Here is a 21,580-nt window from a genome sequence, read left to right on the forward strand (position 1 = left end):
ACCTTTTGGTTACAACTTTTTTATAAATATATTATACTGCAATTTCGCCTTCTTCTCCTGTTCTTATTCGTACTACATTTTCTACATTATAAATAAATATTTTACCGTCTCCTATATTTCCTGTTTTTGATCTTTCTGTTATTACTTTTATTACTTCTTCAAGTTTTTCATCTAATATAACTAATTCAAGTTTTAATTTAGGTAAAAATTCTACTGTATATTCTGTCCCCCTAAATATTTCTTTATATCCCCTTTGTTTACCAAATCCTTTTACTTCGCTAACAGTCATCCCATCAATTCCTATTTCCATTAATCCTTCTTTTACTACTTTTAATTTTTCTCTTCTTATAATCGCTTCTACTTTCTTCATAGATTACCTCCGTTTGTATTGATATATCCTTACATTTATTATATAATACTCCTTCGTTTTTTTCAAATAAATTTCAATTTAATTAAATAATAATATTTATAATATAAATTTTACTATACATATTTTATATACATTTTTTATTGTATTTTTTTAATATTTATGTTAAAATAATAACTGTTGAAAAATTAAATATAGGTGGTTATTATGAAAATTTTATATTACTCTACGAGTAATTATTTGTCTATTAAAAAATCAAATATTTTAACTATAAATATCTAAACCTAAGTATATCCATAAGTATATACTTAGGTTTTTTTAATTTTAAATATGGAGGGATATTATGAATTATAAAATTGATGTTATGATTTCAAAAGAAAATATCAAAAAAAAAGTAAAAGAATTAGCAAATGAAATAACTAATACATATAAGAATACTGATGAACTTATTCTTATTGGATTACTTAGAGGCTCTGTCGTTTTTTTATCTGATTTAGCTAGAGAAATAGGGATTGATGATGTAAAACTTGATTTCATGGTTGTTTCAAGCTATGGTAATTCAATGGAAAGTTCTAGAAATGTAAAAATAAAAAAAGATATTGAAGAAAATATATCTGATAGAAATGTATTAATTGTAGAAGATATAATAGATACTGGATTTACCCTTAAAAAGGTATATGAAATACTAAAACTTAGAGAACCAAAATCACTTAAAATATGTACTTTATTAGATAAACCAGAAAGAAGAGAGGTAGATGTAAAAGTTGATTTTACAGGATTTAAAATACCTGATGAATTTGTTGTAGGATATGGTATTGATTATGCAGAAAAACATAGAAATTTACCTTATATTGGAAAAGTAACTAAACTTTAATAGAATGGAAGGAGAGTTAAATATGGCAGGATATGTAGTAGTCGGAACTCAATGGGGAGATGAGGGAAAAGGGAAAATAATTGACGTATTAGCTCATAAAGCTGATTATGTTGTAAGATTTCAAGGTGGAAATAATGCAGGACATACTGTTGTTGTAAATGGAGAAAAATTTATTTTACATTTATTACCTTCTGGAATGTTACATGGAAATGGAAAATGTATAATAGGTCCAGGTGTTGTTGTTGATCCGAAAGTTTTATTAAAAGAAATTGAAACTTTAGATGAAAAAGGTGCTAAAACAGATCACTTATTTATTAGTGATAGAGCTCATATCATTATGCCTTATCATATTAAACTTGATGAAGTAAAAGAAAATGCTAGAGGAAATAAAAAAATTGGTACAACTAAAAGAGGGATTGGTCCTTGTTATGCTGATAAAATTTCTAGATGTGGTATAAGAGCTGCTGATTTATTAGATATTAATATATTCAAAGAAAAATTAAAAGATAATTTAAATGAAAAAAACGAATTATTAACTAAAATTTATAATGAAAAACCTTTAAATTTTGATGAAATTTTTAATGAATATACTGAATATGCTAAAAAATTAAAAGATAGAATAATAGATAGTGTCCCTGATATAAATCAAGCATTAAAAGAAGATAAATTTGTGTTATTTGAAGGGGCTCAAGCTATGATGCTTGATATTAATTTTGGTACTTACCCATATGTTACTTCTTCTTCTCCAACAACTGGAGGCGTAACTACTGGTGTAGGAATTGCACCAAATAAAATTAATAAAAGAATAGGAGTAATGAAAGCTTATACTACTAGAGTTGGTGAAGGTCCTTTTGTTACAGAATTAAATAATGAAACTGGTGAAAAATTAAGAGCTATCGGTGGCGAATACGGAGCAACTACCGGTAGACCTAGAAGATGTGGATGGTTAGATCTAGTCGTTGGTAAATATGCTGTAGATATTAACGGACTTACTGATGTAGTTCTTACAAAAATTGATGTTTTAAGTGGTTTTGAGAAAATTAAAATAGCTATAGCTTATGAAATCGACGGCGAAAGATACGACTATGTCCCTGCATCTATAGAAAAATTACAAAGAGCTATCCCTATATACGAAGAGTTAGATGGTTGGAAAGAAGATATAACTTCAATAAAAAATTATGAAGAATTACCTGAAAACTGTAAAAAATATATTAAAAGAATTGAAGAAATAATAGGATGTTCTATCTCGATGGTATCAGTTGGCCCTGATAGAACACAAAACATTTTCATTAAAGAATTTTAATTTAAAGCTGTCAAACTTTGACAGCTTTTTTTAATTAAAACTATACAAAATATAGATATTTATGTATAATATTTTTTGAGGTGAAAATATGAAAAATAAAAGTGCAGAAATTGCAAAAATAGCTATAAAAATGTCATTATCTACTAGAGAAGAAGAAAACAAATTAAATGAAAAATTTGAAAAATATAAAATTAAAACTACTGCTGTTGATATTGGAGGAAAATTACCAAATATAATACCAAAAATAATTGAAAATACCTTAGTAGCATCCAAAAGAAAACATATAATTCAAGATTGCCACGTACATGATGGTGCTGTAGCTGGTGCTATTAGAGAAGCTATTGCACAAGTTATGACAAAAACTAATGGCTTAAGTGTTGGCGGTAAAATAGGGATTGCAAGAAATGAAGAACATATTAGTGTTGCTGTATTTTTTAGCATTGGTCTTTTACATTTAAATGAAGTTGTTACTGCCGTTGCCCATCGTTCTATACCGATTTTAAAAGATGAAATTTGGAATTAATTTAAATGAAAAAACATTGATATAATGCAACTATTTTTAAATAAAAAGAAGTTTAAGGAGTGTAAAAAATGGAATTAAAAGATTTGTTAAATGAAAAAATATTTTATTATTTTAATGAAATAAGCAAGATACCTAGAGGCTCAAAAAATGAAATAGAAATTGCAAATTACTTAGAAGATTTTGCTAAAAAAAGAAATCTAGAAGTTTATAAAGACAAATTTAATAATATATTAATAAAAAAAGAAGCTACTTCTGGATATGAAAATATTCCTTCGATTGTTATTCAAGGACACACAGATATGGTATGTGAGAAAAATCAAAATACAGTTCATGATTTTTCTAAAGACCCTATAAAACTTCAAGTTGACGGTAATTTTATAAAAGCTAGTGGAACAACTCTTGGAGCTGATAATGGAATTGCTGTTGCATATGCTCTTGCTTTACTTGATTCTAATAATTTAAAACATCCAAAATTAGAAATATTTTTAACTAGTGATGAAGAACAAGGTATGGGAGGAGCTAGTAATTTTAATTATTCAAAACTTGAAAGTAAAATTATGTTAAATATAGATACTGAAGAAGAAGGAGAATTTTATGTAAGCTGTGCTGGTGGAGCCAGAGGTATTTTTACTATTCCTTTAACATATAAAAGTAATAATTATAGTAATATTTTTCATATAAAAATTAGAGGTCTTATCGGTGGTCATTCTGGTATGGATATAATTAAAGAAAGAGCCAATGCTAATAAACTTCTTGGAAGAATTTTAAATGAACTTAATTCTAATTTTGATTTAGCACTTGTAAAAATATGGGGTGGCTCAAAAGACAACGCTATTCCAAGAGAGTCTGATGCAATTATTGCTACTAATTCTGATTTTAATGAATTAAATAATGTAATTAATAATTTAAATCAAATGTTTAATAAAGAATATTTAGGTATAGAAGAAAATATTAAGCTTACTATTGAAGTTTTAAATGAAAATATAAAAAAGATTATTTCTAAAGAAATTTCAAATAAAATAATAAATTTATTATTTTTACATTTTAATGGAATAGAATCAATGAGTAAAAATATTAATAATCTTGTTGAATCCTCTTTAAATTTAGGAGTTATAGAATCTCATAAAGATAAAATCCTATTTAAAAGTGCAATAAGAAGTTCTGTTTTAACTCGAAAAACATTAATTATACAAAAACTTTACTCTTTAGCAAAAATATTAAATATTTCTTTTAAATCAAATGCTGATTATCCTGCCTGGGAATATAAAAAAGATTCAAAAATAAGGGAAATATGCATAAAAGAATATAAAAAATTTGCAAATACTGAACCAAAAATAAAAGCTGTTCATGCTGGACTTGAATGTGGAATAATATCAGAGAAAATAAATAATATTGATATAATTTCATTTGGTCCAAACATTTTTGGAGCTCATACACCTGAAGAAAAACTGGATATAAAATCTACTAGAAGAATATATAATTTTTTAATACAATTACTTGAAAATAGTAAAAATTATTTTTAATATAAGTAAAAAAAGGCTCTTGAGTAAAACTCAAGAGCCTTTTTTATTACACTATTATTTTTTCTTAATGTATTTTATAGTATCAAGTGCAACAGCTACAATTATAATCAACCCTTTGATTATAAATTGCCAATAAGGATTTACTCCTACATAAGTAAGACCATAGTTAATAACTGTAAATATAATTACCCCTGTTACTACTCCAGGTACAGTTCCAACTCCTCCACTAAATGATACTCCTCCAACAACACAGGCAGCGATAGCATCTAACTCATACATAAATCCTAAGTTATTTGTAGCAGAACCTATTCTTCCTGCTTCAAGCATACCACCAAATGCATAAAAAGCTCCTGCTAAAGTATATATTTTTAATAAAGTACTTGTTACATTTACCCCTGATACAGTTGCTGCTTCAGGATTCCCTCCAACTGCAAATATATTTTTACCAAATATTGTTTTATTCCATAATACCCACATAAATATTATTGCTATAAGCGCATAAATAATTAAATATGGTATCTCAAAACTTCCTATCTGAAAAGCCCCTTGTGCAAAATTACTATATCTTTCATCAAATCCTGCTACTGGAGTTGCCCCAACATAATCATAATATAATGAATTTACCCCATAAATTATAATCATTGTACCCAGCGTTGCTATAAATGGCGTTACATTAAATTTTGCTATAATTATACCATTAATTAGACCAAAGAATCCTCCAACAATCATTACAATTATTATTACAACCCAAATAGGTATTTGACCTAAAGACTTGTATACTTTATTTACATTATCCATTGATTGTAATAGTGTCGCTGATACAAGTGCTGTTAGTCCAACTAAACGTCCTGCTGAAAGGTCTGTTCCCTGAGTAACAATAAGTCCTGCTACTCCAAGTGCTATAATTATCCTAACTGATGATTGAGTCAAAATATTTTTAAAGTTTCTTATACTTAAAAAAGTTGGTTCTTTAATTACTATTATAAATAAAAGAACAAATAAAACTAAATATAATACATTATCCATTATAAATTTCCCTATATCTTTTGATGTTGTTTTCAATTTAATTCACTCCTTATTATAAATACTTAGCAGTTAACATTAGTATTTCTTCTTGACTAGTTTCTTTTGTATTAACAATTCCAGCTACTTTACCATTACTCATTACAAGTATTCTATCTGTTACTCCTAATAATTCTGGCATTTCAGAAGAGATCATAATAATACTTTTCCCTTTGTTTGCTAAATCTATCATTAATTGATATATTTCAAATTTTGCCCCTACGTCTATACCTCTTGTAGGCTCATCTAGCATAAGAATATCTGGTTCTGTTAATAACCATCTACCTAATATTACTTTTTGTTGATTTCCTCCTGAAAGACTGCCTATGCTAGTTTCTTGTTTTGGTGTTTTAACTCTCATACTGTCAATTACCCACTGTGTATCTTTTTTCATTTTATGATCATCTAAAAGTGTATTTGGCATTTGATATGCTGCCATATTAGAAATAGTCGAATTAAATCTAATATCTAACATGTCAAATATCCCAGTTGCCCTTCTTTCTTCTGTTACTAAAGCAAATCCATTTTGAATAGCTGTTTTAGGATCTTTATTTTCTATTTCCTTATCATTTAAAATGATTTTTCCACTTGCTTTTTCTCTTATACCAAATATAGTTTCTACTATGTCAGTACGTTTTGCCCCTACAAGTCCTGCTACTCCTAATATTTCACTTTTTCTTAATTTAAATGAAACATTTTGAATAGAAGGTTGATTTTTTGCCGTTAATTCTTTAACTTCTAAAATTATATTTTCTTCTGGTTTATTTGTTTTTTCTGGAAATCTATGAGTTAAATCCCTACCAACCATCATATTAATAATTTTATCTGTTGTAAGTCCTGCTACAGGTTCTGTCCCTATCCATTGACCATCTCTAAGTATCGTAATATCATCTGATATTTCTGATATTTCCTCCATTTTATGAGATATATATATAATTCCTACCCCTTTTTCTCTAAGTTTTCTAATAATTTTAAATAAATGATTAACTTCTTTTTCCGTTAATGATGAAGTAGGCTCATCCATTACTATAATTTTTGAATTATATGAAACTGCTTTAGCTATTTCAACCATTTGCATTTGTGATACAGATAGAGTGCTTACTTTTACTCTAGGATCTATATCGATATCTAAATCTTCAAATATTTTTTTAGTATCTTTATACATTTTAGCTTCATCTACAAATCCATTTTTAATTGGATATCTTCCAAGCCAAATATTATCCATTACATTTCTTTGTAGTACTTGATTTAGTTCTTGATGCACCATTGAAACCCCATGATCTAATGCTTCTTTAGAAGATGTAAAATTTACTTCTTTTCCATCTAATAATATTTTCCCCGAATTTTTTCTATATATTCCAAACAAGCATTTCATCAAAGTAGATTTTCCTGCACCATTTTCTCCCATCAATGCATGAACTGAATGAGGTCTTATTTTTAACGTTACATTATCTAGAGCTTTTACCCCAGGAAATTCTTTTGTCACATTTATCATTTCTAGAATATATTTATTATCATTACTCATATTCATGTTGACTCCTTTTATAAAATTAGGGTGCAAGCTATGCAAGCACCCTATTTAGTTTTATTTAAATTGTGCTAAATTCTCTGCATCTACTCCTACATAAGGAACTCTTACTGCTTTATTTTTTAATTTCCAATTTGTTCCTTCTAAAGGATCTTTTCCATTTGCTAAATTTACTGCTAAGTCTAATGTAGCTTGTCCTTGACTTGACGCATCATTAAGAACTGTTCCTTGAAGTTCACCTTTTTCAATTTTTACTAATGCTTCTGCTAATGCATCTACTCCATATACTGGTATATTAGTTTTTCCATTAGCTTTTAATGCTTCAATAACTCCTAAAGCCATTGCGTCATTATTTGTAATAAATACTTCTATTTTATCTCTATTTGGTCCTGATAACCAAGCTTCTGCTTTATCTTTTGCTTGTGCTGTATCCCACATAGCAGTATCTAAATGAAGATTTTCAGTTTTTACTCCTTTTTCATTAAGTGTTTTTATAACATATTCTGTTCTTGCTTCTGCATCTGGATGTCCAGGTTCTCCTTTTAATAATGCATATTGTAATACACCGTCTTTATTTAAATCCCATTCTGAATGCATTTTCCAATGTTTAGCTATTAATTCTCCTTGAATAATTCCTGCTTCTTTTGATTCTGTTCCTACATAATAAGTTTTGTCATAACTATTTAATGCTTTTTGACTAGGCTCTTTGTTAAAAAATACTACAGGTATGTTTTCTTTTCTTGCTTTTTCAATAACTGTTTGTGCTGCAGCAGGGTCAACTAAGTTGATTGCAAGTGCACTAACACCTTTAGATATAAGTACATCAATTTGGTCATTTTGTTTTGATTGGTCATTTTGTGAATCATTCATAAGTACTTTTATTCCTGATTTACCTTCTGCACCTTTTTCAATTGCTTGTCTTACTAAAGCCATGAAGTTATCATCGTATTTGTAAATAGTAACCCCAATCATTTTTTCTTTTGATTTTCTTTTGAATAATCCTCCTGCATATGCAGTTGTTGTAGTTGCAGCTAATAATGAACCAGCTAATAATAGTGTAACAGCTTTTTTCATAAATACTTCCTCCTTATAGTGTGTTTTTTTAACAAACATTTTGTTAAATAAAAACTCTTAAAATTGTTTATATAAACATAATATAATGTTTTTGTTAAAATAACAATTCTTTTATTTGTTTTTTTATATAACTTTATAAACCAACTTAATATACCTTTTAAAATCTCTAAAAGCTTTCATATAATTACTCAATAAAACTTTATTAACTTTTTTTAATTCCGTTATTTTCATTTCTAATTTATGTTGTTTTTTTTTCAACAACACCACTTACAATTAAGTTATACAACATTTTTTTAAAAAAATCAAATTTTTTTTGATTTTTTTTTATACTTTATGTCACAAAACCGCTCTAATCGTTCATTCTTAAGGATTTTAGATTAATTTATTTTTTTTATTTAAAAAAAAGGAAAATATTTATTTAAGTTATATAATATATGTAAGGTAATAAATTAAACTAATTTATAGAAAGTAGGGTGGTAAATTATGGTAAATATTGAAAAATATTACAAAAAAGGAGAGCCTTTTATAGATAAGTACTACAACTTTGATAAAATTCCTTTAAAATTTCAAGAAAATTTTAAAAATAACGAAAAAGATTTTGAATTTGCATTACATATTTCTGATTATAAAATAGAAAATAGTGGTTTACTCATTTTTGCTTTTAAAGATTATCTCTATATTTTGGATGATTCAAAAGAAAAATTTTTAGAAACAAAATTTTTTTACAGTGAAATTGATGTTATTAAAATTTCAAGAGAACTTCTTTTAGGAAAACTTATTATTATAAAAAATGATCAAGAAATAGTTATTCACTTTAATTCTTCTGCTTCAATTACTATAGAAGAATTTATAAAATACTTAAGAGAAAAATATATTGATTTTAAAGAAGAAACTCCTAGCCTACCAAAATCTAAAATATTTAATAATTTGGAAAATATTTATAATATAATGCTTTCTAAAATAGATATTGAAATAAAAGATTTTGTGTTTCAACCTGACGAATTTCTTTATAATAAAGAAGAAAATATTACTACTAAATTAACTAGTGCTCTATATTTAATAGGAGAACGAGAATTAATTATTTTTAACAAAGGAAAAGAAATAAAAATAAATAATGAAAGAGACTATGAATATAGCGAAACTTTTATACCAATTAATAAAATAATTACTATAACTGAGTCAAATCATCTTCTTTATGACGATATTGTAATTATAACTATCAATTTATTAAAAAAACAGATTAAGTTTTTATTTTCCAATGACAATAAAGATAGAAATAAAATTATATACTTAGCAAAATAACAAAAAAACTTGACAATTGTATAAAAAAATAGTACAATGCATTAACAATTTAATACTACCTAGTTTTAAAGGCGATGACAAGGAGAGTAAATATAAGATGTAGTTATGAGCGAGCTAGTGACGGTGAGAGTCTAGCAACGAAGCTTATATTGAAGAACACCTTCGAGCTGCTAACCGAAAGTTTTAATTTTGATTAAAATTAGTAGGCTTAGACGTATTCGGGACGTTATTTCCGACGGGTATCGAGCATTCTTAGAAATGTTTCCGTACTTTGTGAAAAGGACTAATTATAATTTTTTTGAAATTATACTCTTCACGTATATGTATGGATCGTGGAGAGTTTTTTTTATACAATTTAATTTATTTAACAGGGGGAAAAACATGGAAAGAATTTATATTGAGACTTTATTAAAAGAAAAACCACAAAAAGCTAAATTAACTGGTTGGGTTCACAGAATTAATTCTTTAGGACAAGTAAATTTTGTAATTCTTAGAGATAAAACTGGTGTTATTCAATTAGTTATGACAAAAGAACAACTAGAAAATTTAAAGCTAGAAACACCTATTACTGTTATTGGTAAAGTAGTCGAAAACCCTAAAGCTATAAATAATATTGAAATGCAAGTTGAAGATTTAAATCTTCTTGGAAAAGTATATGATAGTTTACCATTTGAAATAAATAAAAAAACTATTCAAGCTAAATTAGAAACACAACTAGATAATAGAACTATTGCTCTTAGAAGACCAAATATAAGGGCTATATTTAAAATACAACAAGAAATTGAAGAAGGATTTAAAACATATTTAAAATCAAAAAATTTCTCACAAATACATACTCCAAAAATTATTGATTCTTCTACAGAAGGTGGAAGCGAAATGTTTACTGTTGATTACTATGGAAGAAGATCATTTTTAGCTCAAAGTCCTCAATTTTATAAACAAATGATGGTAGGAGCTGGTTTTGAAAGAGTATTTGAAATAGGACACGCTTATAGAGCTGAATTGCATAATACTTGGAGACATTTAAGCGAATATATAAGTTTAGATGTCGAAATGGGATTTATTGAAAATGAAGAAGATATAATGAAACTTGAAGAAGATATTCTAAACTATATTTTTTCTCATTTAAATAAGACTTGTAAAAAAGAATTAGATATGTTTAATATAACGTTAGAAGAAAATTTCAAAATACCTAGAATTTCATTAAAAGAAGCTCAAGATATTTTATTAGAAAAATTTAATAAACGTTCTCCAATAGGGAATCTTGATGCTGAAGGAGAAAAAATATTTTCTAAATATGTAAAAGAAACATATAATAGTGATTTTATTTTTGTAACAGAATATCCAATCTCAAAAAGACCTGTTTATACTATGCCTCATGAATCGAAAAAAGAAGTTACTAGAAGTTTTGATCTAATTTATAAAGGACTTGAAATAACAACTGGAGGGCAAAGAATACATGATTATAAAATGTTAATAGAAAATATTAAAAAATTTGATATGAAACCTGAAAATTTTGAATTTTATACAGATACATTTAAATATGGTATGCCACCTCATGGCGGATTTGCAATTGGTTTAGAAAGGTTAACAATGCAAATACTAAATTTAACTAATATCAGAGAAGCTAGTTTAATACCTAGAGATTTAAAAAGAATTAAACCATAAAGGGGGATTAATAATGAAAATAACTGTTGATAAAGTAAATTATATTGCTAAATTAGCAAAATTAAAATTCACTAAAAATGAAGCTGAAAATTTAGCAAAAGAATTTGAAACTGTACTAGAACATTTTGCTACTATTGATAATTTCGATCTTTCTGATATAGAAAGTTATGATTTTAGTGAAACTAATTCAGAATTTAGAAAAGATGAAGTAGAAGTTTTTGAAAATAAAGAAAAGTTATTTAAAAATACTAAAAAAATGAATGGTACTAGTATAGAGATACCTAAAGTAATAGAATAAGGGGGATAATATGGATATTTTTGAAATGAGTGCTATAGAGATAAGAGAAGCTATAATTAATAAAAAGATTAGTGCTATTGATTTAATAAATAAAATATATGAAAAAATAGAAAAAGAAGATAAACAAATAAATAGTTTTATTACTTTATCAAAAGAATTAGCTAAAAAGCAAGCTGAAGAAATAGATGATAAAATTAAAAACGGTGAAAGTTTAGGGAAATTGGCTGGAATTCCAATAGCTATAAAAGATAACATTTGTACTGATGGAATAAAAACAACTTGTGCTTCAAAAATGTTAGAAGATTTTATTCCGCCATATGATGCTACCGTTATAAAAAAATTAAAAGCTGAAGATGCTATAATTATAGGAAAAGTAAATATGGATGAATTTGCAATGGGTTCATCATGTGAAAATTCATATTTTGGACCTACTAAAAATCCAGTGGATATAAGTAGAGTTCCTGGTGGCTCTTCTGGTGGCTCTTCTGCTAGTGTTGCAGCAAAATTTGTTCCTATTTCCCTTGGTAGTGATACAGGAGGAAGTATAAGACAACCGGCTGGATTTTGTGGAGTTACAGGATTAAAACCTACTTATGGAAAAGTATCAAGATTTGGACTTATTGCTTTTGGTTCATCTCTTGATCAAATTGGTCCAATTACAAGAAGTATTGATGATGCTGCTCTTTGCTTAGAAGTTATTCAAGGTCATGATAAATTAGATAATACAAGTGCAAAACTTAAATACGATACTTATTTAGATAAATTAAATAATGTTGATATACAAAATATGAAAATTGCAGTTGCTAAAGAATTTATAAAAAAAGGATTAAATGAAGAGATTAAAAATAATTTTCTTGAAACAATAGAAAAATTTAAATCTCTTGGTGCTAAAGTAGAATATATCTCTATGCCCATTACAGAAGAAGGACTTTCAGCATATTATATAATATCTTCTGCTGAAGCTAGCTCAAATCTTGCTAGATTTGATGGTATAAGATATGGATATAGAACTAAAACGTATGAAGATGTAAATGATATCATGGTAAATTCAAGAACAGAAGCATTTGGAAAAGAAGTTAAAAGACGTATAATGTTAGGAACTTATGCTCTTTCTTCTGGATATTACGATGCCTATTATAATAGAGCTCTTAAATTAAAGAAAAAAATCAAAGATCAATACAAAGAAATTTTTGAAAAGTATGATTTAATATTAAGTCCAATATCACCTGTACTACCATTTAAAATAGGTGAAAAAACATCTGACCCTCTAGAAATGTATCTTGCTGATATTTATACTATAAATATCAACTTAGCTGGTGTTCCTGCTATATCAATTCCAAGTGGTAAAAATAAAGATGGATTGCCTATTGGAATTCAGCTAATTGGTAAACATTTTGATGAAGAAAAAATTCTTAGAGCTGCCAAAGCTTTTGAGGGGGTAAAATAATGACTTTAGAAACTATTATTGGATTAGAAATACATGTTGAATTAGATACTAAAACAAAAATATTTTGTAATTGTTCAACTAAATTTGGTAAAAAACCTAATGAAAATACTTGTCCAATCTGTCTTGGACTTCCTGGTACTTTACCCGTAATGAACGAAAGAGTTATAGAACTAGCTGTAAAAGCTGGGCTCGCAATCAATTGTAATATCAATACTTTAAATAAAATGGATAGAAAAAATTATTTCTATCCTGATTTACCAAAAGCTTATCAAATATCTCAATATGATTTACCTATATGTCAAGATGGCTATGTAGATATTGAAACTGAACAAGGCTCTAAAAGAATAAGAATCAATAGAATTCATATGGAAGAAGATGCTGGTAAATTAGTACATGATGAATTCGAACCAGTATCATATATTGACTATAATAGGGTTGGTGTTCCTCTAATAGAAATAGTTACAGAACCTGATATTAGATCCATTGATGAAGCAATTATATTTTTAAAAACATTAAAAAATATTTTAGAATATGCTGATATATCAGATTGTAAAATGGAAGAAGGTTCTCTAAGATGTGACGCTAATATTTCTATGAGAAAAGTAGGAGATACAAAATTAAATACTAGAGTAGAATTAAAAAACATAAATTCATTTAAAGAACTTGAAAAAGCTCTACTTAAAGAACAAAAAAGACAATCTGAACTTTATAAATATGGTGAAGATTATAAAATTATACAAGAAACAAGAAGATGGGATAGTGCAAAAGGAAAAACTATACCTATGAGAGGAAAAGAAGAAGCACATGATTATAGATACTTTCCAGAACCTGATATTATCCCTTTAATTGTTAAAAATGAAATTTTAGAAAATGCAAAAGCATCTTTACCTGAATTACCAAGTATAAAAAAAGAAAGATTTATAAAAGATTACGCATTAACAGAAACTGACGCATCTATTATTGTAGCAGATAAATATTTAGCTAATTATTTTGAAGACATTGTAAAAGAAGGTGCTGATGCAAAAAATGCAAGTAATTGGATATTAAGAGATGTTATTCGAATATTAAATGAACAAAAAATAGAAGCAAAAGATTTTAATTTACCTGCTAAAGAATTAGCGACTATTATAAAACTTACTAAAGAAAACAAAATAAATAGTAGCTCTGCTACTCTAGTCTTTGATGAAATATTAAAAACTAATAAAACAGCTCTTGAAATAATTGAAGAAAAATCTTTATTACAATCAAATGATAGTAGTGAAATTGAAGCAATTGTTGATAAAGTTATTTTTGAAAATGAAAATGTCGTTAAGCAATATAAAGAAGGAAATAAAAAAGTACTAGGTTTCCTTGTTGGGCAAATAATGAAAGCAACTAAAGGAAAAGTGAATCCAAAAATTGCTAATGAAATTTTATCAAAAAAATTAAATTAATATTTAAACACAAAGGTTTTCCTTTGTGTTTTTCTTTACCATTTAATTATTTTTTGATAAAATATATATATACTAAAGTTTAGTTTTAAACATATCAAAATACTTATTATTTAAAGTTATATTAAATACTATTCTTGGGGGAATTTATGGAAAATATTTTTTTTGCTGATGATACAAATATTGATTTTAAAGCATCTAAAAACTTTGATGATAATTGGAAAATTATTATTGCTGATGATGAAGAGGATATACATACAGTTACAAAATTAGTTTTAAAAAATGTAGAATTTGAAGAAAAACCAATTGAATTTATTAGTTGTTTTAATGATGATGAAACTAAAAATGCATTAAAAAAACATTCTGATGCTGCAATTATTTTATTAGATGTAGTTATGGATACTCTTGATTCTGGTTTAAAAATCACAAAATACATTAGAGAAGAACTAAAAAATAGAGCTATTCGTATTATATTACGTACTGGTCAAGCTGGTACTGCACCAGAAAGAAATGTAATTATTAATTATGATATTAATGATTATAAAGAAAAAACAGAATTAACTTCTCAAAAATTATTTACAACTGTTATCTCCTCATTAAGAGGATATAAGGATATTCGTACTATTGAACATAGTAAAAACGGTCTTGAAAAAATAATAAAATCTTCTTCAAAACTTTTTTCACCTAATCAAAAAATGAAAAATTTTGCTGAATTATTACTAGAAGAGCTTTCGTCTTTGATAGATTCTTCCGATTCTATGTTTTATTTTCAACCATCAAGCTTTATGTCATTTAAAGATAATAATTCTATGAAAATAGTCGCTGCTACTGGTAATTTTTTTAAATATATTGGTTTAACTATTGATGAAATGAATGATATTCTCTTAAAAGAAAAATTGACTGACTTAGACATAAATAATAATTTTATAATTAATAAAGATGAATTCTTTGGTTGTTTTGAGTCGATTAATGAATCAAAATCCATTATATACTTTAAAGACTCTAGAGGCTTTTCTAATGTTGATAAAAATTTATTAAAAATATTTTCCACTAATGTATCAACTGCACTTGATAATTTCTTTTTAAATGAAGAAATTATTAATACCCAAAAAGAAATTATTACAACACTTGGTGAAGTTGTAGAAACACGTTCTAAAGAAACTCATCATCATGTAAAAAGAGTTGCTGATTTTTCATATTTTTTAGCTTTAAAATATGGACTTTCTAAAGATGAATGTGAAATATTAAGAGCAGCTTCGCCTATGCATGATATAGGAAAAATAGGTATCCCAGAACAAATATTAAACAAACCCTCAAAGTTAACAAAAGATGAATTTGAACTAATAAAAAAACATACTATAATAGGGTATGATATATTAAGTAATTCAAATAGAGAAATATTAAAAGCTGCTTCTATTATTTCTAATGAACACCACGAAAAATGGGATGGAACTGGTTATCCTAAAGGCCTTAAAGGAGAAGAAATTCATATTTATGGTAGAATTACAGCTATTTGTGATGTATTTGATGCACTTTCACATAAAAGAGTGTATAAAGAAGCTTGGCCTATTGAAAAAGTAATAAATTATATTTTATCTGAAAAAGGAAGGCATTTTGATCCAAAATTGGTAGATTTATTTATTGAAAATATTGACTATATTTTAAAAATAAAAAATACTAATAAAGACTATGATGAATTATTTAAATTTTAATAGAAAATAAGGAGTATTCTATGTTTTATAGTGAAATCGCAAAATATTATGATTATATTTTCCCACAAAATAAATCGCAACTTGATTTTATTGAAAATATATCACCTATAAAAAATAATGAAATTATATTAGATGTGGGAGCTGCTACTGGTTCTTTAAGTGGTCTTCTTTCTTTAAAATCTAAAAATATTTTTGCTATTGATTTGAATAATGATTTATTGAATTTTGCAAAATTAAAATATCCAAATATAAATTTTATTTATTTAGATATGTTAAAAATAGACACTTTTTTTAACAATAAAAAATTTGATAAAATAATATCATTTGGAAATACTATTGTTCATTTAAATACAAAAAATAATATTTATGATTTTTTAAAAAAATCTTTTAAGTTATTAAATGATAAAGGATACCTTATTTGTCAGATAATAAACTATGATAGGATTTTAAATAATAATATTTCATCTTTATCTACTATAGAAAATGATAAAATTAAATTTATTAGAAATTATATTATTAATAATGATATTATTAAATTTAATACTATCTTAGAAATAAAAGAAAAAAATAAAATTATAGAAAATTCTATCCCACTTATTCCACTTAAAAAACATGAAATAGATAATATGTTAACTAAAATTGGGTTTAAAAATATCAACTATTATTCTAATTTTAAAGGTGATAAATTTTCTTTTAACTCTGTTTCTCTTATTTTTTCAGCGCAAAAAATTTAAGCTGCCATAATGGCAGCTTATTTTAGTATTTTTTCTAATTTCTTAAGTGACGTCGTAGCATTTTCCCTAGGTCTTACTTCTAAAATATAAATAACATTTTCTCCAATTATCTCAAAATGTTTTTTTATATCTATATTTCCTTCTCCAAGTATTTGATGATCGCTTTTTCCGTTATTATCATGTACATGAGATACCCTTATTTTATTTTTGTTCTTTATAAAAAAATCAACTTCATTATAAACATTTTTATAAGAATGCCCTATATCCCATGTAAGATACAAGTCATATTTTTTTATAAATTCACTTAGTGTCTCTTGAACTAATACTTCTGGAAATCTTCCTGAATTTTCAATACAAATTTTTACTTTATCTTTACTATAATTTATTATTTCTAATAAATTTTCTTCTAATCTCTTTTTATATTTTTCATAAAACATTTCATCAATATATATTTTTTTATCTGTTAATGTAAAACATACACTTGCACCTATATGAAGTGTTAAAAATTTTGCTTCGATATCATTTGCGAAATCAATAACATCTTTTATTCTATTAATAGATGCTATATTGATACCATCTTGAAGTTGTAAAAAAGTAATATCTTCTGGTCCATGAAGTGTAATTATTATATTATGCTCTTTTGCATAGTTTTTTATTTTTTCCCTTTCTTCTAATGAAAAGTTTTCAGGAAAAAAAATAGGCATATTTACATTTAATTCTACTGCTTTAAATCCATTTTCTTTTGCATAGTTTATAGAATCATAAATATTTTTTTCAAAAGCTGACGCAGCATATCCTACTATATAATTCATATTGTTACTCCTTAAAGTTTTAATAGTTTTGCAAAATTAATTTCTAAATATTCATTAAATTTTTCTAATACTTCATCAGCTATATAATCATCTACATTTAGTATCATAAGTGCTTTATCACCTTTTTGTTTTCTAGCAACTGTCATTGTAGCAACATTAATATTTTCATTTCCTACTATAGTTCCTACTTTACCTATTACTCCTGGTACATCATTATTGTTTATAAGTAATAAATACTCAGTAAGTTTCACATCTACTTCATATCCATCTATTTCAAGAAGTTTTGGTTCTCCATTTGAAGCAATATTTCCTAAAAATACAACCTCTTTATCTTTTAAAATATATTTAATCTTTATAGCATTTGAATGATTTTTATATTCTTCTTTATTTTTTTGAATATTAAGAGCAATTCCATTTTTTTCAGCAAATATTTTAGCATTTATATAATTTACTTTTTCACTCATTACTGTACTTAAAAATCCTTTTAAAAAGGCTATATCCATCATTTCAGTATATTGTTTTGCAGCATCCCCCCAGTAAGACACTTCTATCGCTTTTACTATTTCTTTATTATATTGATAATACATTTTTCCTATTTTTTCTAGTAAGTTTAAATAAGGTTTTGCTTCTTTTAATTCATCTCTATTCATAGTAGGCAAATTAACGGCATTTTCAACTATCTCTCCATTTAAACCATTTAAAATTTGTTCTGCAATATTAAGTCCTACATTTCTTTGAGCATCATATGTATTTGCTCCTATATGTGGGGTTACTGTAACATTATCAAGTTCATATAATGGACTTTCTGTTCTTGGTTCTGTTTCATGTACATCAAGTCCAAAGCTAGCTATTTTACCACTTTTTAATCCTTCATATGCTGCTTTTTCATCTATTATTCCACCTCTAGCACCATTTACTAAGTGTACTCCTGTTTTCATTAACTCAATTTGTTTATAACTTATCATCCCTTTTGTTTCTTCTGTTTTTGGAGTATGTACTGTTATTATGTCTGCTTCTTTACACAACTCTTCTAAAGTCTCTTTTTTAGTTACTCCATATTTTTCAAATCTTTCATCAGTTATATATGGATCATAGGCTATTAAATTCATACCCATAGCTTTCATTCTAGTAGCCATTAAGCCACCTATTCTTCCTAATCCTACTATCCCCAGTGTTTTACCATATAATTCAGTTCCTTCTAATTGATTTCTTATCCATTTTCCACTTTTAGTTTCATTACTTGCATAGCATATACTTCTAGCTCCTGCAAACATTAATCCTATTGAAATCTCACAAGCAGATATAATATTACTTTCCGGTGTATTTGCTACAATTACCCCTCTTTTTGTAGCTTCTTCTATAGATATATTATCAATTCCATTTCCTGCTCTTCCAATTATTTTTAAATTTTTTCCTTTATTTAATAGCTCTGCATTTACTTTTGTTGCACTTCTTACTACAAGTGCATCATAATTTCCAATTTTTTCTAATAACTCTTCTCTGCTTATACCTATACATACATCTACATCAGCATATTTTTGTAAATGTTCAATACCAGCTTTATCAATTTTCTCCGCAACTATAATTTTAAATTTACTCATAAATATTATCCCCCCATTATATATGTATTACAAATATAATACATTATTTTAAGGTTTTTTTCAAGAATAAATTAATATTTTTACTAACTTTACATATAACTCTTTCCGATATATAATATAAGAAAACTATAAATAAGGAGTGCTTCTATGAAAAAAATATTTATAACTATTTTTATATTAATAAGCTACAATGTTTATGCAAATTTTGATTTAGATATAAGCTATGGTTTAGCTAATAATGCTCAACTTGCAGGAAGAGACCTTAGTGCTGGTTCGTATGAAATTAATTTAGAATATCTTGCTCAAGATTATGATTTTGCTTCAGTTGGAGCGGGAATATCTTTTTTCTCTATCAAAGATTACAGTGATTATGCTACGTTTGGTTCTCATCCGCTATATTCTATTATCCCTATATATGGTATATTTAAATATACTTTTATTCCTGATGGGACTATAGAACCTTACTTTAAAGGAAAGCTTGGTTTTGGAATATCAATAAAAGATGTTAATGTAAATGAAGGTAGTGTTGAAAACGGAGTTTACTATTCATTAGGATTAGGCGCTAAATTTTATGACTATTTTTTAGAATTATCTTTTGCAAAAAACGATGGTAGTTTTATTTATGTAGATAAAAATAATGAATCAATGGCATATAATAGAGTAGTTTTTTCTATTGGATACAATTTAAAATTTATTACTACTGGAGAAAAAACATTGTATGATAAACAAAAAGAATATATAGCACCAAAATCAACTAGAAACAATTATGATAGTATTGAAACTTTTGATAAAGATGGAAATATTATCGAAAAAGAAGGCGATATAAAAAGATTAGAAGATTTTAAAATAATAAATTAGATAAGGGGTTAAAATGAAAATAGTACTTCAAAAAGTAAAAACAGCTAATGTTAAAGTTAAAAATGAAGTTGTTGGTGAAATCTCAAAAGGAATAGTAATATTTCTTGGAATAAATAACAACGATACCGAAAAAGAAGCAGATTGGTTAGTAAATAAAATAATTAAATTAAGAATTTTTGAAGATGAAAATAAAAAAATGAATAATTCATTAATTGATATAGATGGTGAAATTCTTATTGTTTCTCAATTTACTTTATATGGTGATTGTAGAAAAGGACTACGTCCTAGCTTTACAGAAGCTGCAAGTCCTAAAAAAGCTAAAATTTTATATGATTATTTTGTAGAGAAAATTAGAAAAACTGGTATCAAAATAGAAACTGGTATATTTCAAGAACATATGGAAGTATCTTTAATAAATGATGGCCCTGTGACAATGATAATAGAAAAATAGCCTCTTAAATAGAGGCTATTTTAACATTTTATTTATAGTTTCTATCATCTCATCTATTACTTCTAGATCATTATTTTGTATTTTATTTACAACACAAGTATTTATATGTCTTTTTAATAAAACTTTTGACACTCCATTAAGTGCTGCTTTTACTGCAGATATTTGATTTAATATATCATCACAATAAATATCATTCTCTATCATTTTTTTTATTCCTCTAATTTGTCCTTCGATTCTATTAAGTCTTACATTTAAATTTTTTTTAATTTTTTCATGTTCTTGTTTATCAATTATACAACATTTTTCTTCTGTCATTTTTACATCGCTCCTTATATACACCCTATATGTATATAATACTATTTTTTTTTGTTTTTAGCAAGTTAAATAAAGGATTTTTATATATTATTATCGTATATATATAATAAGGTTAAATCTAAGGATGTGATAAAATGCAAGATATTATTTTAAAAAAAGATAATTATGAATATAATGGTATTATTGAAAAATATGATATAAAAAACCATAGAATAACTATTAAAATTCTAGCTAAGAATAAAAGAAATATATTTTTACATAAAGGTGATAGTATTGATATTGAAATTTCAAAAGCTGGTTATTATTGTCATTTCAATACAAAAATAATATATAACGATGTTATTGATCATGAAATTGTTGTAGAATACCCTGAAACAATTTTTAATGATGAACGTAGAAAATATAGAAGACTCACTTTAAGAATCGAAATAGACATTCTAAAAGGTAATAAAAACTACAAGGGACTAATGGAAAATATAAGTCTTGGTGGAATAGCTTTTATGTCGTCATATAATTTTGATCCCAGTGATATTATATACATTACTTTTACTCTTCCAAATGGTGTAATTTATAAAAATATTAAAGCAGAAATTAAATTTAAAAAAACCACTGATTTTCCTAAGATAAAAGAATATGGTACTAAATTCATAGAACTTAGCGAGGGACAAAAAGATGTATTAAATGATTTTTTATATTAA

General features: G+C 25.9%; 21 protein-coding genes. 14 read left to right on the plus strand and 7 right to left on the minus strand.

Annotated elements, in window-relative coordinates; genetic code table 11:
* Positions 1-31: 31 nt before the first annotated feature.
* Positions 32-370, minus strand: a complete 339-nt coding sequence (locus tag EV215_RS00105; protein WP_134111766.1) for a P-II family nitrogen regulator — start codon at positions 368-370, stop codon at positions 32-34.
* A gap of 340 nt (positions 371-710) precedes the next feature.
* Here EV215_RS00105 and hpt point away from each other — a divergent pair, with 340 nt between their 5' ends.
* The 4 genes from hpt (at position 711) to EV215_RS00125 (ending at position 4,590) form a co-directional block, all read left to right on the plus strand.
* The gene (hpt, locus tag EV215_RS00110) at positions 711-1,241 is read left to right on the plus strand and encodes a hypoxanthine phosphoribosyltransferase (protein WP_134111767.1); all 531 of its coding nucleotides are present in this window, start codon (positions 711-713) and stop codon (positions 1,239-1,241) included.
* A 22-nt stretch (positions 1,242-1,263) separates the two neighbouring features.
* Positions 1,264-2,544, plus strand: a complete 1,281-nt coding sequence (locus EV215_RS00115; protein WP_134111768.1) for an adenylosuccinate synthase — start codon at positions 1,264-1,266, stop codon at positions 2,542-2,544.
* An 88-nt stretch (positions 2,545-2,632) separates the two neighbouring features.
* Positions 2,633-3,067, plus strand: a complete 435-nt coding sequence (locus EV215_RS00120; RefSeq protein WP_134111769.1) for a HutP family protein — start codon at positions 2,633-2,635, stop codon at positions 3,065-3,067.
* Positions 3,068-3,135: 68 nt separating this feature from the next.
* Entirely contained in the window at positions 3,136-4,590 is a 1,455-nt protein-coding gene (locus EV215_RS00125; protein ID WP_134111770.1) for an aminoacyl-histidine dipeptidase, read from the plus strand.
* A 54-nt stretch (positions 4,591-4,644) separates the two neighbouring features.
* Here the strand turns inward: EV215_RS00125 and mglC are convergent, their stop codons facing one another.
* Genes mglC through mglB form a run of 3 tightly spaced genes read right to left on the minus strand, consistent with a single transcriptional unit; the run spans position 4,645 to position 8,254 of the window.
* Complete coding sequence (gene mglC, locus EV215_RS00130; RefSeq protein ID WP_166667284.1) at positions 4,645-5,652, minus strand: galactose/methyl galactoside ABC transporter permease MglC; 1,008 nt, start codon at positions 5,650-5,652, stop codon at positions 4,645-4,647.
* A 16-nt stretch (positions 5,653-5,668) separates the two neighbouring features.
* Positions 5,669-7,177, minus strand: a complete 1,509-nt coding sequence (mglA, locus tag EV215_RS00135; RefSeq protein WP_208320314.1) for a galactose/methyl galactoside ABC transporter ATP-binding protein MglA — start codon at positions 7,175-7,177, stop codon at positions 5,669-5,671.
* Between the two features lie 60 nt (positions 7,178-7,237).
* On the minus strand, positions 7,238-8,254 hold the full coding sequence (mglB, locus tag EV215_RS00140; protein WP_134111772.1) for a galactose/glucose ABC transporter substrate-binding protein MglB: 1,017 nt from the start codon (positions 8,252-8,254) through the stop codon (positions 7,238-7,240).
* A 483-nt stretch (positions 8,255-8,737) separates the two neighbouring features.
* Between mglB and EV215_RS00145 the strand changes: the two genes are divergently transcribed.
* The 7 genes from EV215_RS00145 (at position 8,738) to EV215_RS00175 (ending at position 16,845) form a co-directional block, all read left to right on the plus strand.
* The gene (locus EV215_RS00145; protein WP_134111773.1) at positions 8,738-9,556 is read left to right on the plus strand and encodes a hypothetical protein; all 819 of its coding nucleotides are present in this window, start codon (positions 8,738-8,740) and stop codon (positions 9,554-9,556) included.
* A gap of 381 nt (positions 9,557-9,937) precedes the next feature.
* Positions 9,938-11,224, plus strand: coding sequence for an aspartate--tRNA(Asn) ligase (gene aspS / locus EV215_RS00150; protein WP_134111774.1), 1,287 nt, complete (start codon positions 9,938-9,940; stop codon positions 11,222-11,224).
* A 13-nt stretch (positions 11,225-11,237) separates the two neighbouring features.
* Positions 11,238-11,522 (plus strand): Asp-tRNA(Asn)/Glu-tRNA(Gln) amidotransferase subunit GatC, encoded by a 285-nt coding sequence (gene gatC, locus EV215_RS00155; RefSeq protein ID WP_134111775.1) that lies wholly within the window; start codon positions 11,238-11,240, stop codon positions 11,520-11,522.
* A 10-nt stretch (positions 11,523-11,532) separates the two neighbouring features.
* Positions 11,533-12,969 carry an Asp-tRNA(Asn)/Glu-tRNA(Gln) amidotransferase subunit GatA gene (gene gatA / locus EV215_RS00160; protein ID WP_134111776.1) on the plus strand — a complete coding sequence of 479 codons (1,437 nt, stop codon included), beginning with the start codon at positions 11,533-11,535 and terminating at the stop codon, positions 12,967-12,969.
* On the plus strand, positions 12,969-14,402 hold the full coding sequence (gene gatB / locus EV215_RS00165) for an Asp-tRNA(Asn)/Glu-tRNA(Gln) amidotransferase subunit GatB (protein ID WP_134111777.1): 1,434 nt from the start codon (positions 12,969-12,971) through the stop codon (positions 14,400-14,402). The genes gatA and gatB overlap by 1 nt, the downstream gene beginning before the upstream one ends.
* Positions 14,403-14,548: 146 nt before the next feature.
* On the plus strand, positions 14,549-16,111 hold the full coding sequence (locus EV215_RS00170; protein ID WP_134111778.1) for a response regulator: 1,563 nt from the start codon (positions 14,549-14,551) through the stop codon (positions 16,109-16,111).
* Positions 16,112-16,131: 20 nt separating this feature from the next.
* Positions 16,132-16,845 carry a methyltransferase domain-containing protein gene (locus EV215_RS00175; RefSeq protein WP_134111779.1) on the plus strand — a complete coding sequence of 238 codons (714 nt, stop codon included), beginning with the start codon at positions 16,132-16,134 and terminating at the stop codon, positions 16,843-16,845.
* Positions 16,846-16,862: 17 nt separating this feature from the next.
* On the opposite strand, the gene EV215_RS00180 is transcribed toward EV215_RS00175, so the two are convergent.
* Together EV215_RS00180 and serA are read right to left on the minus strand one after the other, a co-directional pair.
* Complete coding sequence (locus EV215_RS00180; protein WP_134111780.1) at positions 16,863-17,657, minus strand: sugar phosphate isomerase/epimerase family protein; 795 nt, start codon at positions 17,655-17,657, stop codon at positions 16,863-16,865.
* Between the two features lie 11 nt (positions 17,658-17,668).
* Entirely contained in the window at positions 17,669-19,258 is a 1,590-nt protein-coding gene (gene serA, locus EV215_RS00185; RefSeq protein WP_134111781.1) for a phosphoglycerate dehydrogenase, read from the minus strand.
* A gap of 147 nt (positions 19,259-19,405) precedes the next feature.
* Here serA and EV215_RS00190 point away from each other — a divergent pair, with 147 nt between their 5' ends.
* Positions 19,406-20,116, plus strand: a complete 711-nt coding sequence (locus EV215_RS00190; RefSeq protein ID WP_134111782.1) for a hypothetical protein — start codon at positions 19,406-19,408, stop codon at positions 20,114-20,116.
* A 13-nt stretch (positions 20,117-20,129) separates the two neighbouring features.
* Positions 20,130-20,567, plus strand: a complete 438-nt coding sequence (gene dtd, locus EV215_RS00195; protein ID WP_134111783.1) for a D-aminoacyl-tRNA deacylase — start codon at positions 20,130-20,132, stop codon at positions 20,565-20,567.
* 15 nt (positions 20,568-20,582) lie between these two features.
* On the opposite strand, the gene EV215_RS00200 is transcribed toward dtd, so the two are convergent.
* Positions 20,583-20,882, minus strand: a complete 300-nt coding sequence (locus tag EV215_RS00200) for a metal-sensitive transcriptional regulator (protein WP_134111784.1) — start codon at positions 20,880-20,882, stop codon at positions 20,583-20,585.
* Between the two features lie 134 nt (positions 20,883-21,016).
* Between EV215_RS00200 and EV215_RS00205 the strand changes: the two genes are divergently transcribed.
* Positions 21,017-21,580, plus strand: a complete 564-nt coding sequence (locus EV215_RS00205) for a PilZ domain-containing protein (RefSeq protein ID WP_134111785.1) — start codon at positions 21,017-21,019, stop codon at positions 21,578-21,580.

Source organism: Hypnocyclicus thermotrophus, assembly GCF_004365575.1.
GTDB lineage: Bacteria > Fusobacteriota > Fusobacteriia > Fusobacteriales > Fusobacteriaceae > Hypnocyclicus > Hypnocyclicus thermotrophus.